Below are 3,859 nucleotides of genomic sequence, written 5' to 3' on the forward strand. Positions count from 1 at the left end.
CCTGCACGGCCGTCAGCCGCAACGACGGGAGGGCGACCGACGCGGCGGCGTAGGTGCGCCCGTCGGTGTCCCGCACGGCGGCACCCTCGGCCGCCTGCACCCGCGCCCTGGTCGAACGGGCCAGGACGACGAGCTTCTCGTCCTCCGGGTCCAGCTCAGGCATGCTCCACTCTCCTGTCGGGTTGGTCCTGGTTCTCGTCGGCGCCGGGCCTCGTGCCCGCACCGGTTCCGTGCCCGTCGGCCGCACGCACCACGACCGTGGTGATGCGCATCCGGCCGCGACGGTCCTTCCCGCCCTCGGCCCGCAGCCGCAGACCTTCCACCTCGGCCTCCGCGCCCGGCAGCGGGACCCGGCCGAGGCACTCGGCCATCAGACCGCCGACCGTCTCCACGTCGTGGTCGGCGAGTTCGACGTCGAACAGCTCCGCCAGGTCGTCGAGCCCCAGCCGGGAGGACACCCGCACGACATGGTCGTCGACGTGCTCCACCGGAGGGCGCTCCTCGGCGTCGGACTCGTCGGCGATCTCCCCGACGATCTCCTCGAGGATGTCCTCGATGGTGAGCAGCCCGGCCGTGCCGCCGTACTCGTCCACCAGCACCGCCATGTGGTGGCGGGAGACCTGCATCTGCTTGAGCAGCGTGTCCAGCCGCTTCGAGTCCGGCACGAAGTTCGCGGGGGTCATCAGTTCCCCGACCTCGCGCGTGGTGCCGCCCTCGGCGATGGACGCCGCCACGAGATCCTTGAGGTTCACCACACCCGTGATGTCGTCCACCGACTCGCCGATCACGGGGATGCGGGTGAACCCCGTCCGCATGGACAGCGCCAGTGCCTGCCGCACGGTCTTGTCGTGCTCGATCCACACGATCTCGGTGCGGGGGACCATCACCTCGCGGGCCACGGTGTCGCCGAGCTCGAACACCGAGTGGATCATCTCCCGCTCCTCGGTGCCCACGACGCCCCGCTCCTCGGCGAGGTCGACCAGTTCCCGCAGTTCGGCCTCGGTGGTGAACGGCCCCTCCCGGAAGCCGCGGCCCGGCGTGATGGCGTTGCCGAGGACGATCAGCAGCCGGCTCAGCGGGCCGAGCACCGTGCCGAGCGCCCGGACCGGGCCGGCCACGAGCGGACCGATCCGGTACGGATGCTGCCGGCCCAGCGTGCGGGGCCCCACCCCGACGAGCACGTAGCTCACCAGCGCCATGCCCAGGCTGGCCGTCAGCACCGCCAGCCAGACCGAGTCGAGCCGGCGCAGGGCGACCACGGTCACCAGCACGGTCGCGGTGAGCTCGCAGCCCATGCGCAGCAGCAGGAGAAGATTGATGTGCCTGGTGCGTTCGCGGAGCACGAGGTCCAACTGGCGGGCGCCGACACGGCCCGAGCGGATCAGGCCCTCGACGCGGGCGGCGGAGGCGGCACCGATCGCGGCGTCGGCCGCCGCGAGTATCCCGCCGAGCAGCACCAGCAGCGCGGCGACGACCAGGAAAGTGGCCGAGGGGGTCACGATGGCTCCGGATCGGTCCCTTCGTCGAGCCCCGCCGTCCCGAGCAACCGCTCGTCGTTGCCGCGCTGGGTGTCCTGGCGCCGTGCGGCGTCCAGCGCGGCGCGGAAGTCGGCGAGGACCCGGTTCTGCAGGCCGAACATCTCCCGCTCCTCCTCCGGCTCGGCGTGGTCGTACCCGAGCAGGTGCAACACGCCGTGCACCGTGAGCAGGTGCAGTTCGTCGAGCAGCGGATGCCCGGCCGTGGCCGCCTGGTCCTCGGCGAAACCGGGACACAGCACGATGTCACCCAGCAGCGCGGGGGACGATTCGGGCGCCTCCGGCCCGCGGCCCGCCTCCATCTCCTCCATCGGGAACGCCATCACGTCGGTGGGGCCGGGCAGATCCATCCACCGGACGTGCAGCTGTTCCATGACGTCCTGGGTCACCAGCGACACCGACAGCTCCGCGAGCGGGCTGACCTCCATGCGGTCGAGCGTGAACCGGGCCGCCGAGACGATCGAGGTTTCGTCGACGTCGACGCCGGACTCGTTGGCGATCTCGATGCTCACCGGCGTCCCCGTCCGCCCGCCGCACGGTCGTCGGCGGTGCCGTCCTGCTCGGCCTGCCATTTCTCGTAGGCGTCGACGATGTCACCCACCAGCTTGTGCCGCACCACGTCGTGACTGCTCAGTGTCGAAAAGTGCAGATCCTCCACGCCTTCGAGGATCTCACGGACGATCCGGAGCCCACTGCGCTGCCCGCCGGGCAGATCGACCTGGGTGATGTCCCCGGTCACCACGATCCGGGAGCCGAAGCCCAGCCGGGTGAGGAACATCTTCATCTGTTCCGGCGTCGTGTTCTGCGCCTCGTCCAGGATGATGAACGCGTCGTTGAGGGTGCGGCCACGCATGTAGGCCAGTGGGGCGATCTCGATCGTGCCCGCCTGCATCAGCCGTGGGATCGACTCGGGGTCGAGCATGTCGTACAGGGCGTCGTACAACGGCCTCAGGTAGGGATCGATCTTCTCGGACAAGGTGCCCGGCAGGTAGCCCAACCGCTCGCCCGCCTCGACGGCCGGTCGAGTCAGGATGATCCGCGTGACCTCCTTGTTCTGCAGCGCCTGCACGGCCTTGGCCATCGCCAGGTACGTCTTGCCCGTCCCCGCGGGCCCGATGCCGAACACCACGGTGTGCCGGTCGATCGCGTCGACGTAGCGCTTCTGGTTCAGCGTCTTGGGCCGGATGGTGCGTCCCCGCCGGGACAGAATGTTCATGCTCAGCACCTCGGCGGGCGACTCCGAGTCGCCGCCGGAGAGCATCGTCACCGTCCTGCGGACCGTGTCCGGCTTGATCTGCTGCCCCTTGTCCGCCAGCGTCACCAGCTCCGCGAACACCCGTTCGGCGAAGGCCACCTCGCTGGAGGCCCCGGTCAGGGTGATCTCGTTGCCCCGGACGTGCACGTCGGCGTCGAGCAGGTCCTCGGCGACGCGCAGGTTCTCGTCGGCGGAGCCGAGTAGCACGAGTGCGGCGGCATCGGGGATCGGGAACTGCGACTGTGCCGACCGGCCCTGCGCGGCGGTGTCGTCCGGCCCGTCCCCCGGCCCGTCCGTCGGCGCGGGCCGCGGGTCGGACGCGGCCCGCGACGGACCGGGGTCGGCCTCGTCCGGGGTGAGGTGCGCGGGATGCAGCGGTTCGGTTCCGGCCACGTGGCCTCTGGCCTGCCTTCTGCACATGCGTGCGGGTCGTGGGTGTCGTCGTCCCTGGTCATGCCGATGGTAGCGGCTCGACCACCACCGGGGCACGGGAGTTTACCCGCCCGGGACTCACCGGTGATAACGCCCGAAATGGCCGAGCTGTTCCCCACCGAGGACGTGTGCGTGGACGTGGAAGACCGTCTGGCCCGCGTCGGCACCCGTGTTGAACACGACGCGGTAGCCGTCGCCGAGCCCCTCCCGCTCGGCCACCGTCGCCGCCGAGCCGACGACCTCCGCCAGCAGACCCGGGTCGGCCGCGGCGAGCTCGGCCACGTCCCGGTACCGGGTCTTCGGCACGACGAGCACGTGGGTGGCCGCCTGGGGATTGATGTCCCGGAACACGAGGGTGGTGTCCGTCTCGTACACGATGTCGGCGGGGACCTCCCGGTCGATGATCCGCTCGAACAACGTCTTCTCGTCGCTCATGACACTCCCGGTGGCGGTGGCTCGTGGTCGCGGTCTCCGGCCGGCCCGGTGGCCGGTGCCTGTGCCCGGAAGGGTACTGCGTCCGGAACGGTACTGCGGCCGGTCGGCGCCGGCGACGGGCACGCCCGCACACCCGGTTTGACACGCCCGGTCCGCCACGCCCGTTCGGCGGGGAGGGCGCCGCGGAGGCGGTGCAGCCTGG

General features: G+C 71.1%; 4 protein-coding genes and 1 pseudogene. All 5 read right to left on the reverse strand.

The annotated features are described in order from the left end of the window. Positions 1-163, reverse strand: a pseudogene (locus SACHA_RS19675) (cytidine deaminase); the annotation flags it as partial. Further along, on the reverse strand, positions 156-1,499 hold the full coding sequence (locus tag SACHA_RS0101130; protein ID WP_019806527.1) for a hemolysin family protein: 1,344 nt from the start codon (positions 1,497-1,499) through the stop codon (positions 156-158). The pseudogene SACHA_RS19675 and the gene SACHA_RS0101130, both read right to left, overlap by 8 nt. After that, a complete protein-coding gene (gene ybeY / locus SACHA_RS0101135; RefSeq protein ID WP_019806529.1) occupies positions 1,496-2,047 on the reverse strand; it encodes an rRNA maturation RNase YbeY in 552 nt (183 codons plus the stop codon). Before ybeY ends, SACHA_RS0101130 begins: the two co-directional genes overlap by 4 nt. Then, on the reverse strand, positions 2,044-3,183 hold the full coding sequence (locus SACHA_RS0101140; RefSeq protein ID WP_019806531.1) for a PhoH family protein: 1,140 nt from the start codon (positions 3,181-3,183) through the stop codon (positions 2,044-2,046). The genes ybeY and SACHA_RS0101140 overlap by 4 nt, the downstream gene beginning before the upstream one ends. A 117-nt stretch (positions 3,184-3,300) precedes the next feature. Next, positions 3,301-3,657, reverse strand: coding sequence for a histidine triad nucleotide-binding protein (locus SACHA_RS0101145; RefSeq protein ID WP_019806532.1), 357 nt, complete (start codon positions 3,655-3,657; stop codon positions 3,301-3,303). Positions 3,658-3,859 lie beyond the last annotated feature (202 nt).

Source organism: Saccharomonospora halophila 8 (genome assembly GCF_000383775.1).
Taxonomy (GTDB): domain Bacteria; phylum Actinomycetota; class Actinomycetes; order Mycobacteriales; family Pseudonocardiaceae; genus Saccharomonospora; species Saccharomonospora halophila.

Coding starts and splice junctions, on each gene's coding strand:
- SACHA_RS0101145 (WP_019806532.1), bottom strand. CDS start 3,657: ATGAGCGACGAGAAGACGTTGTTCGAGCGGATCATCGACCGGGAGGTC.